Source organism: Streptomyces sp. NPDC005303, from assembly GCF_040607335.1.
Lineage (GTDB): Bacteria > Actinomycetota > Actinomycetes > Streptomycetales > Streptomycetaceae > Streptomyces.
Map to the genome: position 1 here is coordinate 65,689 of NZ_JBEXGM010000028.1, position 24,172 is coordinate 89,860.

The 24,172-nt window shown below is 70.4% G+C and carries 22 protein-coding genes, 1 tRNA gene and 1 riboswitch; of the genes, 15 read left to right on the top strand and 8 right to left on the bottom strand.

Going from position 1 to position 24,172, the window contains the following annotated elements; all coding sequences use genetic code 11:
• Positions 1-4 precede the first annotated feature (4 nt).
• The 9 genes from ABZT93_RS30750 (at position 5) to ABZT93_RS30790 (ending at position 8,351) form a co-directional block, all read left to right on the top strand.
• Positions 5-847: an SDR family oxidoreductase gene (locus tag ABZT93_RS30750; protein WP_356110844.1), complete on the top strand. Its 843-nt coding sequence runs from the start codon at positions 5-7 to the stop codon at positions 845-847.
• 84 nt (positions 848-931) lie between these two features.
• Positions 932-1,912 (top strand): aldo/keto reductase, encoded by a 981-nt coding sequence (locus tag ABZT93_RS30755; protein WP_356110846.1) that lies wholly within the window; start codon positions 932-934, stop codon positions 1,910-1,912.
• A gap of 94 nt (positions 1,913-2,006) precedes the next feature.
• A complete protein-coding gene (locus ABZT93_RS30760; protein ID WP_356110848.1) occupies positions 2,007-2,780 on the top strand; it encodes an SDR family oxidoreductase in 774 nt (257 codons plus the stop codon).
• A gap of 13 nt (positions 2,781-2,793) precedes the next feature.
• The gene (locus ABZT93_RS30765) at positions 2,794-3,111 is read left to right on the top strand and encodes a putative quinol monooxygenase (RefSeq protein ID WP_356110850.1); all 318 of its coding nucleotides are present in this window, start codon (positions 2,794-2,796) and stop codon (positions 3,109-3,111) included.
• Positions 3,112-3,147: 36 nt separating this feature from the next.
• A complete protein-coding gene (locus ABZT93_RS30770) occupies positions 3,148-3,936 on the top strand; it encodes an SDR family NAD(P)-dependent oxidoreductase (RefSeq protein ID WP_356110853.1) in 789 nt (262 codons plus the stop codon).
• 44 nt (positions 3,937-3,980) lie between these two features.
• On the top strand, positions 3,981-4,865 hold the full coding sequence (locus ABZT93_RS30775) for an aldo/keto reductase (protein ID WP_356110855.1): 885 nt from the start codon (positions 3,981-3,983) through the stop codon (positions 4,863-4,865).
• 54 nt (positions 4,866-4,919) lie between these two features.
• Entirely contained in the window at positions 4,920-5,924 is a 1,005-nt protein-coding gene (locus ABZT93_RS30780; protein ID WP_356110857.1) for a hypothetical protein, read from the top strand.
• Positions 5,925-5,941: 17 nt separating this feature from the next.
• Positions 5,942-7,090, top strand: a complete 1,149-nt coding sequence (locus tag ABZT93_RS30785; RefSeq protein WP_356110859.1) for an FAD-dependent monooxygenase — start codon at positions 5,942-5,944, stop codon at positions 7,088-7,090.
• 55 nt (positions 7,091-7,145) lie between these two features.
• A complete protein-coding gene (locus tag ABZT93_RS30790) occupies positions 7,146-8,351 on the top strand; it encodes a low temperature requirement protein A (RefSeq protein ID WP_356110861.1) in 1,206 nt (401 codons plus the stop codon).
• Positions 8,352-8,743: 392 nt separating this feature from the next.
• On the opposite strand, the gene ABZT93_RS30795 is transcribed toward ABZT93_RS30790, so the two are convergent.
• On the bottom strand, positions 8,744-9,655 hold the full coding sequence (locus tag ABZT93_RS30795; protein ID WP_356110863.1) for a hypothetical protein: 912 nt from the start codon (positions 9,653-9,655) through the stop codon (positions 8,744-8,746).
• Positions 9,656-9,935: 280 nt separating this feature from the next.
• Between ABZT93_RS30795 and ABZT93_RS30800 the strand changes: the two genes are divergently transcribed.
• Positions 9,936-11,510: a hypothetical protein gene (locus tag ABZT93_RS30800; protein WP_356110865.1), complete on the top strand. Its 1,575-nt coding sequence runs from the start codon at positions 9,936-9,938 to the stop codon at positions 11,508-11,510.
• Between the two features lie 9 nt (positions 11,511-11,519).
• Here ABZT93_RS30800 and ABZT93_RS30805 read toward each other — a convergent pair whose 3' ends face one another.
• Positions 11,520-12,647, bottom strand: coding sequence for a dihydrofolate reductase family protein (locus tag ABZT93_RS30805; protein ID WP_356110867.1), 1,128 nt, complete (start codon positions 12,645-12,647; stop codon positions 11,520-11,522).
• Between the two features lie 121 nt (positions 12,648-12,768).
• On the opposite strand from ABZT93_RS30805, the gene ABZT93_RS30810 reads away from it, so the two are divergent.
• Together ABZT93_RS30810 and ribA are read left to right on the top strand one after the other, a co-directional pair.
• A complete protein-coding gene (locus ABZT93_RS30810) occupies positions 12,769-13,278 on the top strand; it encodes a MarR family transcriptional regulator (RefSeq protein ID WP_356110869.1) in 510 nt (169 codons plus the stop codon).
• 121 nt (positions 13,279-13,399) lie between these two features.
• On the top strand, positions 13,400-14,041 hold the full coding sequence (gene ribA, locus ABZT93_RS30815) for a GTP cyclohydrolase II (protein ID WP_356110871.1): 642 nt from the start codon (positions 13,400-13,402) through the stop codon (positions 14,039-14,041).
• 3 nt (positions 14,042-14,044) lie between these two features.
• Here the strand turns inward: ribA and ABZT93_RS30820 are convergent, their stop codons facing one another.
• Both ABZT93_RS30820 and ABZT93_RS30825 read right to left on the bottom strand, forming a co-directional pair.
• The gene (locus tag ABZT93_RS30820) at positions 14,045-14,695 is read right to left on the bottom strand and encodes a response regulator transcription factor (protein WP_356110873.1); all 651 of its coding nucleotides are present in this window, start codon (positions 14,693-14,695) and stop codon (positions 14,045-14,047) included.
• Positions 14,683-15,834: a histidine kinase gene (locus tag ABZT93_RS30825; RefSeq protein WP_356110875.1), complete on the bottom strand. Its 1,152-nt coding sequence runs from the start codon at positions 15,832-15,834 to the stop codon at positions 14,683-14,685. Before ABZT93_RS30825 ends, ABZT93_RS30820 begins: the two co-directional genes overlap by 13 nt.
• Positions 15,835-15,999: 165 nt before the next feature.
• Here ABZT93_RS30825 and ABZT93_RS30830 point away from each other — a divergent pair.
• From ABZT93_RS30830 to ABZT93_RS30840, 3 genes are all read left to right on the top strand, one after another.
• A tRNA-Met gene (locus ABZT93_RS30830) sits at positions 16,000-16,073 on the top strand.
• A 309-nt stretch (positions 16,074-16,382) separates the two neighbouring features.
• A riboswitch (cyclic di-AMP (ydaO/yuaA leader) is annotated at positions 16,383-16,540 on the top strand.
• A gap of 11 nt (positions 16,541-16,551) precedes the next feature.
• Positions 16,552-17,577 carry a M23 family metallopeptidase gene (locus tag ABZT93_RS30835; RefSeq protein WP_356110877.1) on the top strand — a complete coding sequence of 342 codons (1,026 nt, stop codon included), beginning with the start codon at positions 16,552-16,554 and terminating at the stop codon, positions 17,575-17,577.
• A gap of 155 nt (positions 17,578-17,732) precedes the next feature.
• Positions 17,733-18,677, top strand: a complete 945-nt coding sequence (locus tag ABZT93_RS30840) for an aldo/keto reductase (RefSeq protein WP_356110879.1) — start codon at positions 17,733-17,735, stop codon at positions 18,675-18,677.
• A 13-nt stretch (positions 18,678-18,690) separates the two neighbouring features.
• On the opposite strand, the gene ABZT93_RS30845 is transcribed toward ABZT93_RS30840, so the two are convergent.
• The 4 genes from ABZT93_RS30845 to ABZT93_RS30860 form a co-directional block, all read right to left on the bottom strand.
• Positions 18,691-20,085, bottom strand: coding sequence for a PrsW family intramembrane metalloprotease (locus tag ABZT93_RS30845; RefSeq protein WP_356110880.1), 1,395 nt, complete (start codon positions 20,083-20,085; stop codon positions 18,691-18,693).
• Positions 20,086-20,136: 51 nt separating this feature from the next.
• Positions 20,137-21,006 (bottom strand): tRNA (guanosine(46)-N7)-methyltransferase TrmB, encoded by an 870-nt coding sequence (trmB, locus tag ABZT93_RS30850; RefSeq protein ID WP_356110882.1) that lies wholly within the window; start codon positions 21,004-21,006, stop codon positions 20,137-20,139.
• Positions 21,007-21,119: 113 nt separating this feature from the next.
• Entirely contained in the window at positions 21,120-22,340 is a 1,221-nt protein-coding gene (gene lhgO, locus ABZT93_RS30855) for an L-2-hydroxyglutarate oxidase (protein ID WP_356110884.1), read from the bottom strand.
• A 73-nt stretch (positions 22,341-22,413) separates the two neighbouring features.
• Positions 22,414-23,838, bottom strand: coding sequence for an MFS transporter (locus ABZT93_RS30860; RefSeq protein ID WP_356110886.1), 1,425 nt, complete (start codon positions 23,836-23,838; stop codon positions 22,414-22,416).
• Positions 23,839-24,172 lie beyond the last annotated feature (334 nt).

Below are 24,172 nucleotides of genomic sequence, written 5' to 3' on the forward strand. Positions count from 1 at the left end.
CCCCATGAGCAAGGTCTTCTTCATCACCGGCGCCGGTCGCGGGCTGGGCGTGGACATCGCCCGCCGGGCCCTGGACGCCGGCCACCAGGTGGTCGCCACCGGCCGCCGCCCCGAGAACGTCGTCAAGGCCCTCGGCGGCGAGCAGCACAACCTGCTGGTCACCGACCTGGACCTCACTGACCCCGACACGGCCGAGGCCGCCGTCCGCGCGGCCGTGGAGCGGTTCGGCCGGATCGACGTCCTGGTCAACAACGCCGCCAACTTCTTCGCCGGCTACTTCGAGGTCGTCTCCCAGCAGCAGCTGCGTCAGCAGATCGAGACCAACGTGTTCGGCCCGATGAACGTCACCCGAACCGTGCTGCCCGTCATGCGCGAGCAGCGCGCCGGGCACATCATGACGATCTCCTCGCTGGCCGGGCTGGTCGGCCAGGAGTTCTGCGCCGCCTACACCACGTCCAAGTTCGCCGTGGAGGGCTGGATGGAGGCGCTGCGCCTGGACGTGGCCCCCTTCGGGATCCGCACGACGACCGTGGAACCCGGCTTCTTCCGCACCGAGCTGTTGGTGGACGCCTCGACCACTTGGCCGGAGCGGACCGTCGACGACTACGCCGAGAGCACCGCCGCGCAGATCGAGGGCTGGAAGTCCATGAACGGCCGGCAGGCCGGTGACCCGGCCAAGCTCGCCGCCGCCCTGCTGAAGGTCGCCGAACAGGACGAGCCGCCGGTGCGGTTCGTGGCCGGCGCCGATGCCATCACCGCCGTAGAGGCCAAGGCCGAGGAACTGCTGGCGCAGGTCGAGGCATCGCGCGCGCTGGGCTGGGATCTGGCCCACGACGACGCGGCCTGACCAGACGCCTTCCACACCTCACCACCCATCACGACCCGCACCGGCCAGGGCGTCGCCCTTGGCCACTCGAAAGGAGAACCACTCATGAAGAAGCGTGAACTGGGAAACAGCGGCCTCGAAGTGTCCTCGATCGGGCTCGGCTGTATGGGCATGACCTTCGGCTACGGCCCGGCCGCGGACACCGGTGAGGCCATCAAACTGATCCGGACGGCCGCCGAACGCGGTGTGACCCTCTTCGACACCGCCGAGGGGTACGGAGAGGCGAACGAGAGGCTGGTGGGCGAGGCCCTCGCGCCGGTGTGCGACCAGGTCGTCATCGCCACGAAGTTCGGGTTCAAGGACGGCAACCCGACAGCGGGGCTGGACAGTCGGCCGGAGCGGATCCGGCTGGTCGCCGAGCAGTCCCTGCAGCGTCTGCAGACCGACCGCATCGATCTGTTCTACCAGCACCGGGTGGACCCCGACGTGCCGATCGAAGAGGTCGCCGGCACGGTCCGGGATCTCATCCAGGAAGGCAAGGTCAAGCACTTCGGCCTGTCCGAAGCCGGTGCGGACGTCATCCGCAGGGCCCACGCCATCCAGCCGGTCACGGCCCTGCAGAGCGAGTACTCGCTGTGGTGGCGTGAGCCCGAGGAGATCATCCTGCCGACCCTGGAAGAACTGGGCATCGGTTTCGTGCCGTTCAGCCCGCTCGGCAAGGGCTTCCTGACCGGCGCGATCAGTCAGGACACGAAGTTCGAGGCCAACGACGTCCGTAACGTGCTGCCGCGCTTCGAGGAAGAGGCGCGTGAGGCCAACCTCGCGCTGATCGCGCTGCTGGGTGAGATCGCGGACGCCAAGCAGGCGACCCGGGCGCAGACCGCCATCGCGTGGCTGCTGGCGCAGAAGCCGTGGATCGCACCGATCCCGGGCACGACGAAGCTGCACCGCCTCGAGGAGAACATCGGCGCCGACACCGTGGAACTGACCGCCGAGGACCTGGTGCGCATCGAAGAGGCCGTTGCCCAGGTGCAGATCAAGGGCGAGCGGTACACCGCGGCGCAGCAGAAGACCATCAACCGGTAAGTCACCGGCCTCCATCGGCCCGTTCCTGACGAAGCGCCGGAGCCTCGTTCGAGGCGCTTCGTCAGGAAGGCCCTGCCCATCAGGAGAAGTTCACATGGAATCGCAGGCACTCAAGGGGCGGATCGCCCTGGTCACCGGCGGCACGACCGGACTCGGCTTCGGCGCCGCCAAGCGTCTGATCGAAGAGGGAGCCACTGTCCACATCACAGGCCGGCGCAAAGACGTGCTCGACGCCGCCGTGGAGAAGCTCGGCCCGTCCGCCACCGGGATCCGGGCCGACGTCACGAGCAAGAGCGACATGCTGCGCGTCGCCGAAACGATCAAGGCGGCGCACGGCCACCTCGACATCCTCTTCGCCAACGCGGGCGGCGGACACGCCACGCCCCTCGCCGAGCTGACCGAGGAGCAGATCGACAGCGAGCTCGGCATCAACATCAAGGGCGTCGTCCTCACGGTGCAGAGCGTGCTGGACGTCCTGCGCGACGGCGCGTCCATCGTCCTCAACGCGTCGATCACCGCCGACATGGGACTGCCCGGGTTCGCCGTCTACGCGTCGTCGAAGGCGGCCGTGCGCTCCCTGGCCCGCAGTTGGACGACGGACCTCAAGGACCGTGGGATCCGGGTCAACTCGATCAGCCCCGGAGTGGTGCCCACCGAGGGCTACAGCCACGAACAGAAGCTGAGCGACGACGACATCGCCGCCTACGTCAAGCGCGTCGCGAAGGAGATCCCGGCGGGACGCGTGGGGACGGCCGAGGACATCGGCGACGCCCTCGTCTTCCTGGCCTCGGACACCAGCCGCTACATCACGGGCGTCGACCTCGTCGTGGACGGCGGCATGACCCGTGTCTACGCCGGCCAGAACTGACGGAGGAATCCACATGACCGCGGTCAAGTCGGCAGAGCGCCACATCATCTGCGAGGTACGCGGCCAGGCGGCCCACCGCGCCAAGGTCGAGGAGCTCCTGCTGGAGCTCGTGGGCCCCGCGCGGGCCGAGGCCGGATGCCTCTACTACGACCTCTACCAGCAGGCGGACGAGCCCGACACCTTCTACATCGTCGACGGCTGGGCCTCGCCCGAAGCCGTGGCGGAACACACCGAGCACCCGAACGTGACGAAGGTCGTCGAACAACTCCTCCCGCTGCTCGACGCACCCCTCAAAGTCACCACCAGCACTCGGGTCAGCGACCCGGACTAGCCACCGGCCGGGGCCTCAACCCTTCAGGACATACTCATGGCTCGCATCTTCATCACCGGTTCCACCGACGGCCTCGGCCTGATGGCCGCCCAACTGCTCCTGCGGCAGGGCCACACGGTGGCGCTCCACGCACGCAACGACACCCGGGCCCGCCACGCACACGCCGCGCTCCCGGACAACGCGGGCGTCGCCGTCGGTGACCTCTCCAGCATCGCCCGGACCCACGATGTGGCCACCCAGGTCAACGACTTGGGCACCTTCGACGCGGTCATCCACAACGCCGGCGTCGGCTACTACGGGCGAGGCAGGGTGGAGACCGAGGACGGCCTCTCGGACGTCTTCGCGGTCAACGTGCTGGCGCCCTACCTCCTCACGGCGCTGATCACCCCGCCCCGGCGGCTCGTCTATCTCAGCTCCGGCATGCACCACAGCGGCGAGGCCACCCTGCGGGACCCGCAGTGGGCGACGCGGCCGTGGCAGGGCTCCCAGGCGTACTCGGAGTCGAAGTTCCACGTCACCGCTCTCACGCTCGCCGTCGCGAGAAAGTGGCCCGCGGCGCTCTCCAACGCCGTCGACCCGGGCTGGGTGCCGACAAAGATGGGCGGGAATAGCGCCACCGACGACCTGCGGCTGGCTCCGGTGACCCAGGCATGGCTGGCGGCCGGCGATGAGGCCGAGGCGCTGGTCACGGGCCGCTACTTCCACCACCAGCAGCCCCGCCGTCCACACCCGGCGACGCAGTCGCCCGAGGTGCAGGACCGGCTGCTGGCTTACTGCGCCGACCTCACCGAGGTCGAGCTGCCGACAGCGGTCTCTGCCGACTGAGCCCGCGCCCCCTCCACGTCCGCACACCCTGATCGGAGCGAACCATGACCGGAACCAACCCACTCATCACCCTGAACAACGGCGTCCAGATCCCCGCCCTGGGACTCGGCGTCTACCAGAGCGCCCCCGAGGAGACCACCGACGCGGTCGTGACCGCGCTGCACGACGGCTACCGACTGATCGACACCGCCGCCGCCTACTTCAACGAGCGCGAGGTCGGCGAGGGGATCGCCCGCTCCGACGTGGACCGCTCCGAGATCTTCGTGACGACCAAGGTGTGGATCAGCGACTACGGCTACGACTCCGCGCTGCGGGCCTTCGACGTGAGTCTGCGCAAGCTGGGCCTCGACCAGCTCGACCTGTGGCTGCTGCACCAGCCGTTGCCGTCCGACTTCGAGAAGACGATCGCGGCGTACGAAGCGGCGGAGAAGCTGCTCGCGGAGGGGCGCGTCCGTGCGATCGGCGTGTCGAACCAGACGCCCAAGCAGCTCGACGAACTCATCTCCCGCACCGACATCGTTCCGGCCGTCAACCAGATTCAGGTGCACCCCTACTACACGCAGCCCGAGTGGCGGGCGGCGAACGAGAGCCACGGCATCCTGACCCAGTCGTGGTCGCCCATCGGCGGCTCCTACGTGTACCGAGGCGCCGAGACGAACCCTCTCGAGGACCCCGTCATCACGGCCCTGGCCGACAAGTACGCGAAGACGTCCGCGCAGATCGTGCTGCGCTGGCACCTCGACCACGGCTTCTGCGCGATCCCGAAGTCCGTCAAGGCCCATCGCATCGCCGAGAACTTCGACGTCTTCGACTTCGCCCTGACACCCGACGAGGTGGCCGCGATCGACGCCCTCGACACCGGCGTACGCGGCGGACCCGACCCGGACTCACTCGACCTGCAGAACGCCGGCTTCCCGATCCCGGACTAGGGGCCCTGAAGTACCTCTCCGACAAGCCCAAGAACGAAAGAACGCGAGAGCGCAATGATCACGAAAGCCCTGCCCATGAAGAAGCGATTCACCTTCACGGTGATCTCCGCGACGGCCGCCGCCGTCGTCGTCTCGGCACCGTATGCGTCCGCCACGACCGAGCACGCGGACGCGCGGCCCGCCGTCACCCACGTGAAGACCGTGGCCGCCTTCGACTTCGCCGTCGGCGACGTGCCCGAGAACATCACCGTCGCCCCGGACAACTCACTGACCGTATCGATGGTGGGCGCGCCCGCGGGCGAACGGCCGGCCCTGGTGCGGATCTCGCCTTCCGGGCACCGCATGGTGCTGGTCACCGGGCAGAAGGGCGACGGGATCACCGGCAACACCCGCGGTCACGACGGCACCGTCTACTACAACGTGTGGTCCTCCGACGCCTCCCGGAACGGGGTGTGGAAGCTGGCGCCCGGCGGCACTCCTCACCGCATCGCGGCGTTGCCCCTCGGCGGAGTCCCCAACGGTCTGGCCATCGACCCGGCCGGGCGCACCCTGTACGTCGCCGACAGCCAGAAGGGCACCGTCTGGGCCGTACCGGTCGCAGGCGGCCGCGCGACCGCGTGGCTGGCCGACCCCGCCCTCGCGATCGAGGAGTCCGCGCCCGTGCCGTACGGCGCGAACGGACTCCGCTTCCACAACGGCGCCGTATGGGTCTCCAACCTCAGCAAGGGCACCCTGCTGAGGATCCCCGTCACCGCCACCGGAGTCCCGGGCCGGATCCACACGGTCGCCGACGGCCTCACCGGCGTCGACGACTTCAACTTCCTCAGCGAGCGCTCCAACGTCGTGTTCGCCGCACTGAACACGCAGAACAAGGTCGCGGTGGTCTTCCCGGACGGCACCACCAAGACCGTGCTGACCGCCTCGGACGGCCTCGCCTCGCCCACCGCCACCGCGGTGCGCGGGAAGCAGCTGTACATCACCGACGGCGGGCTGAACGAGCCCCACGACGCGAAACTGCAGAGCGGGAAGATCAACCTCGCCGCGCTGCTCTCACATTGAGTGCGGAGAACACCAGCATGACCACAGCAACGCGCGACACGAGCCGCTCCGGGAACGGGAACGGGCGCCAGGGCACCGCCGTCGTCGTCGGTGCCTCCCTCGCGGGTCTGATGACCGGACTTGCCCTCGCGCAGGCCGGAGTCGACGTGACGATGCTGGAGCGATCCGGGGCGGTCCCCCGGGCCCGCAGAGGGGCCGCTCTCGGCGGGGTGAGTGAGGGCCTGCTCAGCAGAATCACAGGATCCGGTCTCTCGAAGAGCGGCCTGACGCCGCTGAGTTCGGTGGCCTCCGGTGTGCAGAGCTGGTCGGCGGTCCACGCCCGGCTTCGGGCGGCCGTCGATGCAGACCCCTGTATCGAGCTCCGCCCTCACACGACCGTACGAAGCGTCGGCCAGGACGCGGACTCGGCGTGGGTGATCACCTCGGACGGGCGGACATTCCGGGGCGATGTCGTGATCGGAGCGGACGGCCACGGAAGCGTGGTGCGCGGCGGCGTCGCACCCGACAAGCCCGACGCGACGTTCGCCGGCTACCTGATCTGGCTCGGCCTGACCGACGAGTCCGCGCTCATGTCCTCGCGCCGCCTGCCACGGGACGTCGACATCCTCACCGGTGGAGAGGACTACCTCCTCGGCTACCCGCTGCCCGGCCCCGACGGTTCCGTCGCCCCGGGCTCCCGCCAGGTCGGCTGGGCCTGGTACGACGCGAGCCGCAACGATCTGTTGCGTGAAACGGGCGCTGTCGTCGGTAACGTCGTACGCCGGTCGCTCACTTCGGCCGACATACCGGAGACGACCTTCCGCGCGCTCGCCGACAGGGCCGAGGACCTGTGGCCGTCGCCCTGGCGCGAGGCCGTCCTCGACTGCATCGAGCGGCGTGCCGTCATCGGCACCCCGATCGCCGAGTACGTCCCCGACCAGCTCGTCAACGGCCGCCTCGCCCTCGTCGGAGACGCCGCCCACGTACCCACCCCGATGACGGGCTCGGGCTTCAGCGCCTCTCTCCACGACGCCGAGGCCGTCGCCGCAGCCGTCGCCGCCGGCGTACGCGGACCGGCCATGGCGCAAGCCCTGCGCGGATACGAGGACGAGCGGCTCGGCAGCGTGCGGAGCATGGTCCAGTCGGGCCGGCAGTTCAGCCGCTCCTTCGCAGGCGATGCCGCCTGAGTCACCCCGCGCCGAGATGCGAGGTGGCCGTGATCCGGAGAAAGTGCGGTCTGTGGTGGACAAGAGTGAAAGCCGGCAGGAAGGCGGACCACCGGGTACGGCTCACGCCGTACTCGCGGGCAGCCGGGTGACCACCTTCGAACTCTTCTTCGACCTGGTGTACGTGTTCACCCTCACCCAGGTCACCGCCTACATGGCGCACGAACACAGTGGCCGCGGTGTCCTGCGCGGAGTGCTCCTGCTGGCCCTGGTCTGGATCTCCTGGTCCGCCTACGCCTGGCTCGGCAACCAGGCCCAGGCCGATCCGGGTGTCGTACGCGCGGGCATGACGCTGGCGATGGCCGGGGTGTTCGTCGTGGCCCTCACCGTCCCGGAGGCGTGGCACGACGCGCCGGGCGGCCTCAACGGGCCTGTGGTCCTGGCCTGCGCGTACCTCTTCGTCCGCTGTGTGCACCTGGTCCTCTACGGCGTGCTCGCGCGCGGTGACCACGGGCTGTTGCGGCAGATCGCGGTCTCCTGGCCCGCCGTACTGGGCGGCTCCTGCCTCCTGATCGTCGGTGCGGTGATCGGGGGCTGGTGGCAGACGGCGCTGTTCGCGGCCGCGATCGCCACGGACTGGGGTGGCGTGTACGCCACCTCCCGCCGGGGCAACTGGCGCATCCGCAGCGCCTCCTACTTCGCCGAACGGCACGAACTGTTCATGATCATCGCCATCGGGGAGTCGCTCCTCGCCATGGGCGCGGGAGCCGCCGACCACCCGATCTCCACCCCGCTGCTGGCCGCGGCGGTCCTGGGCGTCGCCGTCGCCCTGGGACTGTGGTGGCTGTACTTCGACGTGGCCACGCTGGTGGGAGAGCACCAGTTGAGCAGGACGCAGGGACGTGACCGGCTCAGGCTTGCGGTCGACGCCTACGGTTACGCCCACTTCCCGATCATGGCCGGCATCGTGCTTACGGCCTTCGGCGTCGAGGGGGTCATGGCTCACGCGGACGGCGGCGAAGCGCTGGGCGGCTTCTACGCCTGGGTTCTGTGCGGCGGAGCCGCCACGTATCTGGCCGGGCTGCTCCTGTTCGGCTGGACCGTGCTGCGCCAGTGGAGTCGGTTCCGACTGGGCGGCCTGTTCCTGCTGCTCGGGTGGAGTCCTGCGGCGGCCGTACTGCCGCCGGTCGCGGCTCTTGCCGGCGTGGTCACCGTCCTGGCGGCGGTGGCTGCCGCGGAGACCTGGTGGTACGCGGAACTGCGCCGCCGCCTACGGCGCTGAAGCCCGCTCAACCTCCTTCGGTCAGGCGAGACTGCTCGGAAAGCGAAACAGCGTCAGAAGGCGCGAACGTACTGGTCATCAGCCCCTTCTGCGTGAGCGATGCGTGAGCGGACGGTGTGGCAGGAACTGTCCTGGGGTGGACCGTCCCCTATGGCGAACCTGTCCTGACCAGGTGGTTCCGGACAGCGAGTCAGCGTCCGGAACCACCCAGCAAGCTTTGGCCAGGACTTTTAATCCATTGGTTGTGGGTTCGAGTCCCACAGGGCCTACCGGTGAGAGTCGGGGGACATGTCCTCCGACCTGTCACACAGCGCCCGACCCGGCTTCGGCCGGGTCGGGCTCTGTGGTGTGTCCGGGGTTCCGCGTGAGCGGGGTGGCTGTGTGTCAGAGGGTCAGACCCGGGTGAGGCGGACCGCCACGGTCTCGTCGACGGTCACCTGCCGGCCGTAGTCCGGGTCCGTCGCCGTCGCGTGGCCCTCGACCTCGACGTCGCCCTTCTGGAATGGGACCGAGCCGGTGGGTACGGCCGTTCCGGTCCAGGCGACCGGGGTGCCCGGGGTGCAGGACACCGACGTGGAGAAGGAGCCGCGGATGAGGTCGCGCTTCTTCACCTGCGTGACGTCGCCCGCCACGGTCACCTGCACCGGCTTGGTGCAGCTCACCGTGCCGTGGAAGGTGGCCTTGCCGTTGAGGGAGCTCGCGGTGCCGGCCAGGGCGATGTCGAGGCCGAGGCCGAGTTCGGCCGGCGGGGCAGGGTTCTCGATGTGGACCTCGCCGCGCGCGGCCGGGGTGAATCCCTCGCAGTGCTGCTCGAAGGTGGCGTCGAGCTTCTTCACGTAGCCCTGGGGACCGAACTCCACCGCGGAGACGGTGAAGGTGCCGGTGAGCTCGTTGCAGCCGCGGCCGTTGCCGCTGAGCGACAGGCCCGGCTCGGTCGCGTCGTTGAAGGGGTAGCGGGTGGCTCCCGTGTAGGTGCCGGGTGTCAGGGTCCTGCCGGCCGGAGCCGCGAGGTCGAGGGTCCACCAGTCGCCGTTCGCTCCGTCGACGGAGAGGGTGATCACCCTGTTGTCGGTGTTCCCGGAGACGTTCAGGTGGTCCTGGGACGAGGTGGCGTAGGTGTAGGACTGGCCGCCGCTGATGTAGTCGCCCTCGTCACCGCTGAAGCTGAAGGAGCCGTCGGTGACCGGCAGGGCGTGGGCCTCGGTGCCGGAGAGCAGGCCGGTGGTGCCGGTGGCCATGGCCAGTGCCAGGGCGAGGGTGGCGGTGGCGCGGGTCAGGACGTGTCTGGGCAGGCAGAGACGCATGGACGTTCCCCCCTGGTGAGATGACGTGAGCCCGGTTCGCCGACGTGCTGCTTCCCCGTGGGCGTTCGCACACTTGTCCGCATGTTTGCGTCGGCGGAGTGAGTCTGCCAACCAGAAGAATGGGCGACAACTGTGTTTCAAGTGTGATGTGTTGAGGTTTCGGCCAACCCTGGTCCGGGCTTCTTTGTCACACCTTGATCAGACGTGTCCGTTCGCTTTGATCTGCCGGGTCCATGGCCTGCCTAGGCTTGGCCGACTTCGGGGTTCGGAGGGGGACTTCATGTTCGTGCGACGGAGATCGCTCGCTTTCGTCGGGGTGGCCGCACTGGTGCCGCTGGTCGCTACCGCGGTCTCCGCGCAGGCGGCGTCGGGCTCACTGGCCGTCACCACGCTGGGGCGGCACGGCGCCAAGGTCGCGACGACGCTCACCGTCGTCGCGGTGCCGTCCGGGCGGACGTACAGCGTGGCGTCGGGCAAGCGGATCAGCCTGCCCTCGGGGCGCTACCTGGCGATGACCGACATCTGGGAGCAAGGCACGGAGGGTCTCGGCACCGACACCATCGGCGCGCAGGTCGTCCAGGTGTCGGGCAGGACCTCGGTGACGCTGGACGCGCGCAAGGGCAAGGCCGTCAAGGTGTCCCTCGACACGCCCGCCGACGTGACCGACCCGCCGCGCATCAGCGCGCAGGTGTGCGCCGGCACCGTCAGCGACATGCCCGGCGCCTTCAGCACGGGCGGCTGGAACTACCAGGGGTCCCTCTACGCCATCCCGAACTCCTCCAGGCTGCTGCAGTTCGGGTACCTGGCGCAGTGGACGGGCAAGGACGGCTACGTCGCCGCGAAGAACACCACGGGCATCCCGGCCGCCCCCGGTGGGTCGTACAAGCGGGCGAACCTGGCCACGATGCGCTTCTCGGTGCGCGGCGGCACGCAGATGGCCCGGCAGAACGACACCGCGCTCCAAGCGGCGCCGAAGACCAACGACTGCACGACCGACCTGATGACCGAGGTCCGCGACGACAGCGCGCCGTACAGCGCCACCGTCCATGTGACTCCCGGGACCTGGCAGCCGCGTGACGACATCATCGCGAGCAACGGCGACAACATCGGCGGCGGATTCCCGAAGGTCCGGACGCTGAAGGCGCGGCAGAGTTTCACCCAGTCGTTCGGCAGGGCCGCGTGGAGCCCGATGCACTACCTGCCGGTCGTCTGGCAGAGGTCCGTCGACTTCATCCCGGACGCCCTGATCGGCGACCCCGATGTCGGCGTCGACGGGACCGACCCGACGAAGGAGACGGTGGTCCTCACCAAGGGCAGCACCACCGTCAAGAAGCGGACCCTGACCAACTGGGGTGGCGACGACGCCGAGTTCTCCGCCGGCATCCGCTCGGCCGGCTGGTACGACCTGGCCGTCGATGCGCATCGCTACCGCCCCGGCATCACCTTCCCCGCGGGCATGCTGTCGTCGCGCGTCACCCTCGACTGGCACTTCAAGGCCGACCCGGCCAAGCCGATGGTCGCGCCCGTCTTCATGACCCGTTTCCTGCCGACCGGCCTGAACAGCCGCAACCAGGCCGCGGCGAACAGCACCACCACGGTCGACGTCAGCGCCGGGCGCGGCTCCCAGGGCCCCGATCCGAAGTTCACCAAGGTGACCGCCAAGTCCGTCAAGGTCTGGTCGTCCGCCGACGGCGGCAAGACCTGGAAGGCGGCGACAGTCAGGCACTCCGGCTCGACCTGGCAGGCGTCCGTCCACAACCCGGCCTCCGGCGCGGTCGCCCTGCGTTCCCAGGTGACCGACGCGGCGGGGGACCGTTCGGTGGAGACGGTCTACCGGGCGTACGCCATCGGCTGAGGTCCCTCCTCACGCCAGGTGGCGGTTCGGGGCCTTCGCACGGTCCTCGTACTCGCCCAGCACCACCACGTCCACGCCCTTCGCCGTGAGCAGTCCCGTCCCGTCCGCTCCCGCCACGAAGGTGTCCGGCTCCCGCCACGCCGTCACCACCCGGCGTACCCCCGCGTCCAGGATCAGCCGGGCGCAGGGGGCGGGGCGGGAGGCGCGGTGGGTGCAGGGTTCCAGGCTGGTGTAGACGGTGGCCGTGGCCAGCCGGGGATCGGCCGGATCGATCTTCGCCAGCGCGGCCTCCTCCGCGTGGACGACCGGGTCGGCACCCTCCCTGGAGTGGCCGCGCGCCAGTTCCGTGCCGTCGGCCGCGACCACCACGGCGCCCACGCTGAACGCCGTCCGTGAAGGCGGGCAGTCGCTCGCCAACTCGCAGGCCAGGGCGAGCCAGTGGTGGTCCGCGGCGGCGGCGACCAGGCCCGTGCCGGGGGCGGTGGGCTCGTAGCGCATCAGGACCACGTCCTCGATGCGGCGGGTCTCCACCAGACGCAGCCGGCCTTCCTGGTAGGCGCCCGGGCCGAAGAGCCGGGGGGCCTGCGGACTGCCGACGAAGAGGGGGGCCAGGACGAGCTGCACCTCGTCCGCCAGGCCCTGCTGGAGGAGCTGGGTGTGGATCCGGCCGCCGCCCTCCACCATCAGCCGCTCCACTCCGCGCTCCTCGCGCAGATGCTCCAGCAGACGGCGCCAGTCCAGCTCGGGGCCGAGCGGAACGATGTCGGCCGAGATCCCCAGCGCCCTGGCCCGCTCCGCGCCCTGGTCCGTCGTGTAGACGACCTTCTCGCCGCCCGTGTGCCAGAAGTTCGCGGCCGGGTCCAGCTCGCCCGAGCCGCTGACCGTGACCTTCAGGGGGTACGGCGGTTTCCCGGCGGCGGCGCGGGCCGCGCGGCGCGTCTCGGAGTTCACCAGCAGGCGGGGGTTGTCGGCGCGGATCGTGCCCGCGCCGACGAGGATGGCGTCCACGGAGGCGCGGACCTCGTCGACGCGGTCGAAGTCGGCCGGGCTGGACAGGAGGAGGCGGTCGGGGCCGGTGTCGTCGAGGTAGCCGTCGAGGGAGACCGCGGCGGAGAGCAGGACGTAGGGGTGGGGCATCGGCGCGGTCCCTCTCGGAAACGGATGGCGGGGGTGAACGGAAGGCGCGGGTTCGGCGGGTGTCGGGGACTTCACGGACGGCGGTCTTGGTTCAAGTTTGAAGCAAACCTACACTGGGGGCATGACGACCCGCTGGCTCAGCCCCGACGAGCAGCGAGCCTGGCGTGCCTACATCGCCGCCTCGCTCCTCCTGGAGGACACCATCGACCGGCAGCTCCAGCAGGAGGCCGGCATGCCGCACCTGTACTACTCCATCCTGGCCAACCTCTCCGAGACCCCGGAGCGGCGGCTGCGGATGACCGATCTCGCCGAGGGCCTGAAGATCACCCGGCCCCGGCTGACGTACGCCGTCGCCCGGCTGGAGAAGGACGGGCTGGTGCGGCGCGAGAGCTGCAAGTGGGACAAGCGCGGCAGCCTCGCGGTCCTCACGGACGAGGGTATGGCGGTGCTGGAGCGGGCGGCGCCGGGCCATGTGGAGACGGTCCGCACCGCGCTCTTCGACCGGCTCACCCCGGAGCAGGTGGGGCAGCTGGAGGAGATCTTCACCAGTGTCACCGCAGGACTTCAAGGGGAGGACGGTCCCGCCGAGGAGGTCCCGTGGCGCCGACGGTCGTCCCCGTCCTGTTCGTGAGAAGTCCTGCGTGACGAGCGCCACAAAGGCGTTGCTTCAAATTTAAAGCATGAGGTAGTGTCTCGATCAGTAGAACTGCTTCAAATCTGAAGCAGGTGTGCCTACGGACCGGAGTACCCGCATGCCCGACCTGCCCGCCGCCACCCAGCGCTCCCGCGTCCGCGTCCCGCTGCGCTTCGGGGACGGTTACCGCGTAGACGCCGAGCTCGTCACCTTCCACGGCCTGGCCGACGGGCAGGAGCACCTTGCCGTCGTGCTCGGTGACCCCGCCCCCGGCACGGCCCCGCTGGTGCGCCTGCACTCCGAGTGCCTCACCGGCGATGTCTTCGGCTCCGCCCGCTGCGACTGCGGACCTCAGCTGCGTGAAGCGGTCGAGCGCATAGCCGAGCGCGGCGGTGTCCTGCTCTACCTGCGCCAGGAGGGCCGCGGCATCGGCCTCTACAACAAGCTCGACGCGTACGCCCTCCAGGACCAGGGCCTCGACACCTACGCCGCGAACACCGCGCTGGGCCTGCCCGAGGACGCCCGCGACTACACGGCGGCCGCGCAGATGCTGCAGGCCCTCGGGATCTCCGAGCTCGACCTGCTCTCCAACAACCCCGACAAGGCCGGCCAGTTGCGCGACCTCGGCATCGATGTCCGTGACCGGATCCCCACCGGAGTCTTCACCACCGCCCACAACGTCCGCTACCTGCGCGCGAAGGTCCTGCAGACCCAGCACACGCTGCCGCTGGCGGAGTTGACCGAACTCGGCGTCGGCTGACGCTCAGCTGGGCGTGTGCGCCAGATAGGCCAGCACGGCCAGCACCCGCCGGTGGCCGCTGTCGCTCGGTGGCAGGCCCAGCTTGAGGAAGACGTTGCCGATGTGCTTGCTGACCGCGCGCTCGGTGACGACGAGGGTCTTCGCGATGGTGGTGTTGTCGTACCCCTCGGCCATCAGCTTCAGCACCTCACGCTCGCGCGGGGTGAGGGAGTCGAGCGGTGTGTCACGGCGGCGGGTCAGGAGCTCGGTGACGACCTCGGGGTCGAGCGCGGTGCCGCCGGCCGCGACCCGCTCCAGCGCGTCGAGGAACTCGTCGACCCGGCCGACCCGGTCCTTCAGGAGATAGCCGACCCCGCTGGTGCCACCCGCCAGCAACTCGGCGGCGTACGACTCCTCGACGTACTGCGAGAGCACCAGTACCGGAAGTCCGGGGATCCGCTCCCGTGCCTCCAGGGCGGCCCGCAGACCCTCGTCGCGGAACCCGGGCGGCATCCGTACGTCGAGCACGGCCACGTCCGGCCGGTGGTCGAGCAGGGCGGGCAGGATCTCGGGGCCGGTGCCGACGACGGCCACGACCTCGTGCCCGGAGGACGTCAGCAGAAGGACGAGCCCCTCTCTCAGAAGGGCGTTGTCCTCGGCGATCACCACACGCACGGCAGCTCCACGTAGATCACGGTCGGGCCCCCGGCGGGGCTGGTCACTTCGAAGGTCCCGTCGAGCGCAGCGACCCTGCGCCGCATCCCGAGCAGCCCCGAGCCCGCGGGCTCGTCGACGCCGCCCCGGCCCTCGTCCCGCACCCGCACGGTCAGCCCGCGCCGGGTCCGGGCCAGCCGGACCTCGGCCCGGTCCGCACCGCTGTGCTTCGCCACGTTGGTGAGGGACTCGGCGACCACGAAGTAGGCGGCCGCCTCCACCGCCGCGGGCGCCCGGGTGCCCGCGTCCAGGCCGCCGTCGTCCACGGTCACCGTCAGCCCGCTGCTCGCCGCCAGCGCCCGCACCGCGCCGACCAGACCCCGGTCGGTGAGGATCGGCGGGTGGATGCCGCGCACCACGTGCCGCAGCTCGGTCAGTGCCCGCTCGGCCTGGGTCTGGGCGTCGTCCAGCAGCTTACGGGCGGCGTCCGGGTCACGGTCGTAGGCCCGCTTGGCGAGTCCGATCCGCATCGACAGCGCCACGAGGTTCGCCTGGGCGCCGTCGTGCAGGTCCCGTTCGATGCGGCGAAGTTCCGCCTCGTGCGCGGCGATGGCGTCGGCCCGGGTCTCCTTCAGCTCCTCGACCCGCCGGGCCAGCCTGGCCTTCGGGGACGGCATGAGCAGCGCGGTCGACCAGCGGGCCTCGGTGTCCGCGAGCCTCACGATCAGCGGGAGGACGACGGGGTCGCGGCGCAGCGCCCCGGCCCAGACACCGTCGACCACCAGGCCGAGGGGCCACAGGGGCAGGGCGAGGGCGAGCAGGGCGCCGTAGAGGTAGTAGCAGAGCATCCAGCGGAAGTCCGTGAGCGTGCCGGGGTCCCGCACCGAGATGCGCAGCCGCTCGCGCAGCGTGCCGGTCATCGGGGTGTAGGCCTCGGGGATCTCCCTGCCCGTCCACCGGGCGGTCAGATTCCGCTTGGCGCCCGCGATCCGCCGTATCAGCAGCACGGCCTCGGGCAGCAGCCAGCAGCCGACCACGACGACCGTGCCTGCGGCGGCGATCAGCAGCACGGTGATGAAGAGGTACATGCCGAAGCACATCGCCGCGGCCACGACGAGATGCACGGTCGCCATCGCCGCACGCTGCACCGACTTCCACATGCGGCTCACGCTAGACGAACGGCTCCCGGCGCACGGTGTAGCCGGCTACACCTTCCGGGCCGGGCGAGGGTTTCCGCACAGGGGGAGCCGGCCCGCACCGCCGGGCCTCCGGAACAACCCTGGCGCGAACCACCTCGCCGATGACGTATGCTGGTCACACAACGGCGCGGGGTGGAGCAGCTCGGTAGCTCGCTGGGCTCATAACCCAGAGGTCGCAGGTTCAAATCCTGTCCCCGCTACTCAAGGCTCAGGGCCGGAGTCCAGTCACTGGACTCCGGCCCTGAGTGTTTTCCCGGCCGTGCCGCACGGTACGACGTCTCGTGACGCGGGGTGAGCGAGTGACCGCCCTCCGCATAACAACTGACGCACCGTCAACACCTGTGCGCCATCCGACGAAGGGTCAACTCGCCCGTTTTTAGCCGTTCATGGGCCCTAAGTCCTGCGGGATTTCGTTAACGATCAAGCGGAACAGCTTGGAATCGAGCCCCCGGGTCTATTAACGTTCGATAACGCAGCGCGGTCGTCCCAGCCGTCACAAGAGACGGCTCCGTGCTCACGCGCCGAATTCCGCAAGGAAACCGGGGAACCACCAACTTGGGGTGAATCGCTCGTACTCCGCCGTGGCAGCACGGCGGGTATACGCGCGTAGGAGACCTTCCTGCTCCGAACCCGTCAGCTAACCCGGTAGGCGAGAAGGAAGGAAAGGAGCGCGCCCACGTGGCGTCCAACCCGCCTGCCCCCGAGGCGCCGTACGTTCCGAGCGACACCCTCGTGTACGGCGGCTACCGCGCCGACGACGAGGCCCCGCTCGGCGAGTGGAACCCGACCGCGGATTCCCTCGCTCCCGTACGAGGCCGGCATCGCGTCGCCAAGCAGCGTGGCGGGGGTTTCGCCCGTAGCTCCACCGTTCTCGGCGTCGGTGTCATAGCCGCCGTCAGCGCGGGCGGGATGGCCAGCGCCAACACCGGCAAGCCGCCGGTCTCCATCTCCATGCCCGACCTGGGCTCCGTGAGCTCGCTCATCTCGGACAACGCCGACACCGCCGCGGACGACACGAGCGCCTTCAGCAGTGTCGGCGCCACCACCGCCGACACCACTCAGGGCACCTCGGACGCCGGCGAGGCGCTGCGCTCGCGCATCCTGGCCCAGGCCGAGGTGCAGCAGGACCAGATCGACACCAAGGCCGCCCAGGCCGTCGCGGACGCCGCCCAGAAGGAGGCCGACGCGGCCGCCGCCAAGGCGGAGAAGGACGCTCAGGAGAAGGCCGCCGCCGCGAAGAAGAAGGCGGAGGAGGCGGCCGCGAAGAAGGCCGAGGCCGCGCGCCTGGCCGAGCTCGCCAAGCAGTACACGCTGCCGACCTCGTCGTACACCATCACGGGGACCTTCGGTCAGGCCGGTTCGCTGTGGTCCTCCGGCTACCACACGGGCCTCGACTTCGCCGCCCCCACGGGCACCCTCATCAAGGCGATCCACAGCGGCACCATCACCGAGGCCGGCTGGGCCGGTTCCTACGGCTACCGCACGATCCTCACCCTCGACGACGGCACCGAGCTGTGGTTCTGCCACCAGTCCTCGATCAATGTCAGCGTCGGCCAGAAGGTCGGCACGGGTGACGTCATCGGCCGCGTGGGCGCCACGGGCAACGTGACCGGCGCGCACCTGCACCTGGAGGTCCACCCGGGCGGCTCGGCCGACGGGATCGACCCGATGTCGTGGCTGCGCGGCAAGGGGCTCACCCCCTGAGGTCTCCCGCGGACTCCCGCGAACTCCGGCAGCCCTGACGACGTCCCCCCGACGTCAGGGCTGCCGGTGCTTCGGAGCGACTGATTCCGGTTGTTTACGAGGACTTTGCGGCCGTAGCGGAAGACCGGCGTCCGGCGCGGGCGTTGACGTATGGCATGACTTCTCTTCGCAAGCTCGGCTCCTCCGGCCTCGAGGTCTTCCCGCTCTCCCTGGGCGGCAACGTCTTCGGCTGGACCGCCGACGAAGCCACGTCCTTCGCCGTCCTCGACGCGTACACCGCGGCCGGCGGCAATTTCGTCGACACGGCCGACTCCTACTCGGCGTGGGTCGACGGGAACTCCGGCGGCGAGTCCGAGACGATCATCGGCAAGTGGCTGGCGGCCCGCGGCAACCGCGACGACGTCGTCATCGCCACGAAGGTCAGCCAGCACCCCGACTTCCAGGGCCTGAGCGCCGCGAACATCAAGGCGGCGGCGGAGGCTTCGCTGCGGCGCCTGGGCACCGACCACATCGATCTGTACTACACCCACTTCGACAAGCCGGAGATCCCCGTCGAGGAGATCGTCGGCGCGCTGGACGAACTGGTGAAGGCGGGCAAGGTGCGGGCGATCGGCGCCTCCAACATCTCCGCCGCGCGGCTCGCGGAGTTCCTCGCCTTCTCCGACCGCGAGGGGCTCGCGCGCTATGTCGCCCTCCAGCCCCACTACAACCTGGTCTCCCGCGACACGTACGAGGGCGAACTCGAGGCCGTCGCCTCCAGGGAGGGCCTCGCCGCCGTCCCGTACTACGCCCTCGCCTCCGGGTTCCTCACCGGTAAGTACCGCCCCGGTACGACGGTCGAGAGCGCGCGCCGGGCAGGCGCCGCCAAGCACCTGGAGACCGAACGCGGCCGTAAGGTCCTCGCGGCGCTCGACGACATCGCCGAGTCCCACACCGTCCCGGTCGCCACGGTCGCCCTCGCCTGGCTCGCCGCCCAGCCGACGGTCGCGGCCCCGATCGCGTCCGCCCGCACGGTCGAACAGCTGCCGGCGCTGCTGGGGGTGGGCGATCTGGTGCTGTCGGAGGAGGAGCTGGGGCGCCTGACGGAGGCGTCGGACTGACCTTCCGGCGCGGCTATGTCCGGTACGGGTTGTAGGCGGGGTACGGCACCGTCGGGTGGGCCGGGTGAACGGGGTGCGGCGGCTGGAGCGCGTGGGCCGGGTGAACGAGATGCGGCTGGGCCGGGTGCGCCGGGTATCCGTACACCCCGTACACCGGCCAGGGCGGCGCGGTCACCGGTACCGGCGGTGCCGTCATCCGGGCCGCGTGGTCCAGCGCGGGACGCGCCACGTCCCGGCGCCGCCACAGCTCGTGCAGCAACTCCCGCTCCCGTACGACGAAGTCCGCGTTCGCCCGCCCGAGCCGCCCCCGGTGCCGTAGGAACGCCAAGGATGTCGCGTACGCCTCGTACTGCGAGACCGCCCGCGCAGCGGCCCGCCCGCCGAACTGCCGCCGCGCGTAGTCCCGCGCCACCCGCCGCGCCCGCATCGAGCCCAGCGCATACGGCTCGGTCGGCGTCAGCCACCCGGCCACGGTGTACGCCGGCAGTTCGTCGCGCACGGTCTTCAGCTCCCGCTGCCGCGTCCAGATGACCAGCCAGGTCAGCAGCGCGAACGCCGGGAGCATGAACATCGCGTACACCGCGAAGAAGCCGAACTGCCCGAACGTCGAGGAGCCGTTCCAGGTGGCGTGCATGCCCATGGCGAGCAGCAGACCGGACAGCGGGAGGAGGATCCGCCGGATGCGCTGGCGTTCCGCCGACAGCGCGGAGATGCCGAAGCCGATGCCGGTGAGCACGGTGAACAGGGGGTGCGCGAACGGCGACATCACCACGCGCACGAAGAAGGTCGCGGCGGTGACGGAGGCGATGCCGCGGTCGCCGGTGAGCTGGTCGGTGCCGAAGGCGGTGCCGAGGTAGAGGATGTTCTCGGTGAAGGCGAAGCCGGTGGCGGTGACCCCCGCTATCACCACGCCGTCGACGATCCCGGTGAAGTCCCGTCTGCGGAACAGGAAGACGAGCAGCACGGCGGCGGCCTTGGCCGACTCCTCGACGATCGGCGCTATCACGGTCGCGCCGAGGGTGTCCGCGCCGGCCGGGTCGGCGGTCGCCGTCGCTATCCATTTCGTCGCGAAGCTGTTGGCGATGATCGCTATCAGCGCCGCCGCGCAGGCGCCCCAGGCGAAGGCGAACAGCAGATTGCGCCAGGGGCCCGGTTCGACCCGGTCGAGCCAGCGGAAGGCGGCTATGAGCAGCGGTACGGGCAGGACGGCGAGGCCCAGCCCGACCAGGAACCCCTGGGTACCGGTCTGCTGGCGGACCAGGGCGAGGATGACGAGCCCGGACAGCGCGAGGAGCGTGATCAGGGCGCCGTAGCGCACCCACTTCCGCTGCCACCAGTGCGCATGCCGCAGCACACCGCCACCGGTGGGGTCACCGGGGTACGTCGGATACGGGGGACAGGTGGCCACGGCATCGACCTTAACGAGACAGAGGCGCCGCCCGCAGGCGGGGCGGGGTGCTCAGGCGCCGGTGGGGGACTGGTCGGTTCGGTCGGCGTGCTGTACGCGGCGGAACAGCAGGTCGTTCACGACATGTCCCTTGTCCAGTCCCTGCCCCTCGAAACGGGTCAGTGGCCGGAAGTCGGGACGGGCCGCGAAACCGCCGCCGGCCTGTGTGTTCTCGAAGTCCGGGTGCGCGGTGAGGACGTCGAGCATCTGCTCGGCGTACGGCTCCCAGTCGGTCGCGCAGTGCACCAGCGCGCCGGGCCTCAGGCGGGTCGCGGCCAGGTCCAGGAACTCCGGCTGGATCAGCCGCCGCTTGTGGTGCCGCTTCTTGGGCCAGGGGTCGGGGAAGTACACGCGCAGTCCGTCGAGCGAGTCCTCGGTGAGCATCTCGCGCAGCAGGATGATGGCGTCGCCGTTGCCGACCCGGACGTTGGACAGCTTCTGCTGCTCGGCGAGGTTGAGCAGGTTGCCCTGCCCCGGGGTGTGCACATCGACGGCGAGGATGTTGATCTCGGGCTCGGCGGCGGCCATCTGCGCGGTGGCCTCACCCATTCCGAAACCGATCTCCAGTACGACGGGGTTGTCGTTTCCGAACAGCTCGCCGAGGTCGATGGTGCGCTGCCCGTCGATGTCGAGGCCCCACGTGGGCCACAGCCGCTGCAACGCGTCCGCCTGCCCCGCCGTCACCCGGCTCCGCCGTGGCTGGAAACTCCGGATCCGCCGCTCGAAGTGCGACCCCGCGGGATCGGCACTGGGCCCGTCGGGAAACCGCGGCTCCCCTTTGCCCCGGGTGTGCCGGACGGAGACACCGGGGGCGTGCAGAGCGGACTCGCCGGCGGCGGCGGGCCGGGACCGGGGGGCTTCGGGGGCATGGGAGTCAGACACAGTGAGGCCGATTTTACGGTGGTCCCGGGGACGAACACGGCTCAGGGCTGTTCCGCCCGTCACGTCCTCGGGCTCCGGCCCGGTGGTGCGTACGGGTGGGGCATCCAGGCCGCTCACGCCGAGCGGAGCGTCTCCAGTGCGCGCCGGGCCACCTCCCGCCCGATCGGCAGGGAAGCTGTCGCTGCGGGGGAGGGTGCGTTCAGCACATGCACCGCTCGCGCCCCTTCACGGATCAGGAAGTCGTCCACCAGCGTCCCGTCCCGCAGTACGGCCTGTGCCCGCACCCCGGCGGCCGAGGGCACCAGGTCATCCGGCGTGACAGCGGGCAGCAGCCTCCGTACCGCCGTGGTGAACGCCCTGCGCGACACCGACCGCCGCAGCTCCCCCGTGCCGTACCGCCAGTGCCGCCGCGCTATCTGCCAGGACCCCGGCCAGGCCAGCGTGGCCCCCAGCTCACGGGGCCGGACGGTCCCCCAGTCGTACCCCTCCCGGGCCAGCGCCGGCACCGCGTTGGGCCCGATGTGCACCCCTCCGTCGATCCCGCGCGTGAGATGCACCCCGAGGAACGGGAACGCCGGATCCGGCACCGGATACACCAGCCCCCGCACCAGCTCGGGCCGCGCCAGCGTGTAGTACTCCCCCCGGAACGGCACGATCCGCATCCCGGGGTCGTCCCCGGTCAGCCGCGCCACCTCGTCGCAGTGCAGCCCGGCGCAGTTCACCAGCACCCGCGCCCGTACGACATCGCCGGCGCCTGTCAGCACCGCGACCCCGAGCTCCGGGCGCCGGTCGATCCGCCGCACCTCGGCGCCGTACCGGATCTCCGCGCCCGAGGCCTCGGCCAGCTGCCGCGCGACCCCGACGAAGTCGCACACCCCGGTCGTCCCGACGTGTATGGCGGCGAGCCCCTCCACCTCGGGTTCGTACTCCGCGATCTGGGCGGCGCCCAGCTCCCGCACCGGAATGCCGTTCTCCCGGCCGCGCTGCACCAGTCCGTGCAGCCGCGGCAGCTCGCTGCGCTCGGTCGCGACGATCAGCTTGCCGGTGACCGCGTGGGCGATGCCGTACTCCGCGCAGAACTTGACCATCTCGGCGGCGCCCCGCACCGCGTACCGCGCCTTGAGCGACCCCGGTTTGTAGTAGATCCCGCTGTGGATCACCCCGCTGTTCCGCCCGGTCTGATGCCGGGCGGGCCCTGCCTCCTTCTCCAGCACGACGACCCGAGTGCCGGGCGCGCTGCGCGTGATCGCGTACGCCGTGGACAACCCGACAATGCCCCCACCGATCACGAGCACGTCACAGTCGTAAGCGATCCCGGACAGCACCTGCACCACCTCCCACCCCCGATAGTGCACTGCACCACTGACAGTCACTTCAAACGCGGGGGGCGGTGCCGCCGTCCGGGTCTCAAGCCGGAGCCATCAGCAGCGGCCGGGCCCGCTCCCGGAGCTCCACCACCCGGGGCTCGTCCCCGTACGGCTCCAGCCTGTGCAGAAGATCCTTCACGTACTCGGTGGTGCGGGCCGAGGAGATGCGCCCCGCGACCTCCACCGCCCGCACGCCCTGCTCGCACGCCGCGTCGAGATTGCCCGACTCGAGCTCGGCGACCGCGGAGACGACGAGCCGCAGCCCGTGCGAGCGTACGAACTCCTCCGTCGGCTTCGACAGCGCCTGCTCCGTGAAGCGGCGGACCTGTCGCGGTGCCTTCAGGTCGCGGTAGCACTCGGCCGCGTCGGCGGCGAAGCGGTCGTAGGAGTAGAACCCGAGCCACGAGGGATCGTTGTCCCCGTCCCGGGACCGCTCCAGCCACCCCTCCGCCGCCTTGAGCGCCGCTCCGGCCGCGGCGGCGTCACCCGCACGCGCGTGTGCCCGCGCCTCGACGAGCCGGAAGAAGCTCATGGTGCGGGCGGTCGCCAGCCCCCGGTTACGCTCCAGCGCGGCCTGTGCGAGATCGACGCCCTCGTCGCCGAAGCCCCGGTAGGTCGCCTGCAACGACATCGACGCCAGCACATAGCCCCCGAGGGGGACGTCGGCCGCCGCGCGGGCCAGCCGCAGCGCCTGGATGTAGTACCGCTGCGCCGCCTCCTGCTGGCCCGTGTCGAAGGCCATCCAGCCCGCGAGCCGGGTGAGTTCGGCGGAGGCACCGAACAGTGCCCGGCCCACCTCGTCGGAGTACGCGCCGAGCAGCAGCGGTGCCGCCTCCACCCTTAAGCACTCCGGCACCATGGACGAACGCCAGTCGCCGCCTCCGTACTTGGAGTCCCAGCGCCTGGCGTCCTCGGCGGCCTCCCGCAGCTTCTGCACGTCGCTGTGGCCGACTTTGAGCGGTGCGCCGGAGCCCTCGGAGTGGTTCACCTCGCGCGCGACCGAGCTGTCGGCCGGGGTTATCAGCCACCGTGAGGCGGGCGTTGCGTATGCGCTCACTGCGAAGGAACCGGCGAGCGACTGCCAGATGCCGCCCGCGCCGGATCGGCGGCCGGCGAGGTCCAGGCGGTAGAGCTCCGTGGCCGATCTGACGGCCTGTCCGACGTCCCTGGGGAAGGCGAGGCCCACCTCCGGCGCGGGGTCCGCGTCCGCCAGGCCGATCTCGTGGAGCGGCACCGGGCGGCCGAGCTTCTGGCCGATGGCGGCGGCTATGAGGTGGGGCGCCGCACCTTGCGGCACCATTCCCTTCGACACCCAGCGCGCCACCGACGTCTTGTCGTAGCGAAGAGTCAACCCGCGTTGAGCGCCAAGATCGTTGACGCGACGCGCGAGTCCTGCGTTGCTGATTCCCGCGAGGGCGAGAACGGCGCCGAGTTTTTCGTTCGGCCCGCGTTGCTCCCTGGACATGCGCCACCCCTCGACACAGACGGCTGCCGCACTGGCATAACCACGCGGCATTCGTAAACCCAGCGTAGTTCGCCGCATCCCAAGCGTTAAGGGGCATTGTTCCGGATGGCGGGATTGTGGTCCGTACTGAAGTGCGGGTCCGATACGCGCGGTTGTGTCGTGCTCCCGTTGTGTGGCCGTGCGCCCGCCCGTGCGCTCTCCTCCGGCCAACGGGGGAGCGCTTCCATGGAACCTGCGTGGGTCGGCCCGCTGTACTGGATCCAGTGGGCTGGGGGACACCGCCGCTCACATCCCCGCGGGCGGCGGACCGGCCCGGGGGGCGAAGTGGCGTCTC